Source organism: Clavibacter lycopersici (genome assembly GCF_003576405.1).
Lineage (GTDB): Bacteria > Actinomycetota > Actinomycetes > Actinomycetales > Microbacteriaceae > Clavibacter > Clavibacter lycopersici.
In genome coordinates this window covers 1-1,260 of the sequence record NZ_QWGT01000403.1, presented here as the reverse complement: position 1 = coordinate 1,260, position 1,260 = coordinate 1, and the positions used below count along the sequence as shown (strand labels likewise).

Genomic DNA, 1,260 nt, shown 5'->3' with positions numbered 1-1,260 from the left:
CGCCGCGGCCGCCGCCCGCGCGGCCGAGCGCCGCGCCGATCCCGACATCGACACCGTGCAGCCCGTCGCGCGCACAGTCGCCGAGACCGTGCCGCCCGGCATGGTCATCGCGGGCGCCTGGGCCTGGCGGCTGCTCGTCATCCTCGGCGTGCTCGGGGTCCTGGCGTGGCTCGTGATCCAGCTGGAGTACGTGGTCATCCCGCTGTTCCTCGCCATCGTGCTCGCGGCGCTCCTCGTCCCCATCTCGAACTGGATGCAGCGCCACCACGTGCCCAAGTGGCTGGCCGTCGCGATCTCCGAGATCGGCGTGATCGTCGCCGTCGGAGCGCTCGTCTACCTCGTGACGACGCAGATCATCGGCCAGTACGACTCCCTCCGCGCGCAGACGCTCACGCGCTACGCCGACCTCCGCGGCTTCCTCACGGACGGGCCGCTCCAGCTGTCCGAGCAGCAGCTCAACGACGCGTACGCGCAGGCGGTCGACGCCGTGCAGCGGGACGCGGGGGCGCTGCTCAGCGGCGCCCTGTCCGTCACGTCGTCGCTCGGCCACGTGCTCACGGGCGTGCTGCTGGTGCTCTTCTCGACCCTCTTCATCCTCATCGACGGCGCGGGCATGTGGCGCTGGGTCGTGCGGCTGTTCCCGCGGCTCGCGCGCCCCGCGGTGGACGGCGCGGGCAAGGCCGGCTGGACCACGCTGCAGAACTTCGTGAAGGTCCAGGTGCTCGTCGCGCTCATCGACGCGGTCGGCATCGCCGGAGGCGCCGCGATCATCGGGGTGCCGCTCGCCATCCCCATCGGCGTGCTCGTGTTCCTCGGCTCGTTCATCCCCATCGTCGGCGCGGTCGTCACGGGCACGCTCGCGGTGTTCGTCGCCCTCGTCTACAACGGGCTCACGCAGGCGCTCATCATGGTCGTCATCGTGCTGGCCGTGCAGCAGATCGAGGGCCACATCCTCCAGCCGCTCATCATGGGCTCGGTCGTCAAGGTCCACCCGCTCGCGGTCGTGCTCTCGGTCGCCGCGGGCGGCATGGTCGGCGGCATCGCCGGCACGTTCTTCGCCGTGCCGCTCGTCGCGACCCTCAACTCCATGGTCAAGCACGTCGCCAGCGGGGCGTGGCGGGGGAACCCCGAGCCGCCGCCCCCAGCGGTCCCCGCCGACGCCTCGCACGCCACCCGCCGTCCCCGCCCCAGGAAGCGCACCCCATGACCGACGCCGCCACCGCATCCGCCGCCCCGACCCCCGCCGAGCGGGCCGCCGCC

At 72.9% G+C, this 1,260-nt stretch carries 1 protein-coding gene; it reads left to right on the top strand.

The window, feature by feature from the left end; all coding sequences use genetic code 11:
* On the top strand, nt 1-1,207 hold a 1,207-nt coding region (locus DZG00_RS15510), incomplete at its 5' end, for an AI-2E family transporter (RefSeq protein WP_147360069.1).
* Nucleotides 1,208-1,260: the final 53 nt, after the last annotated feature.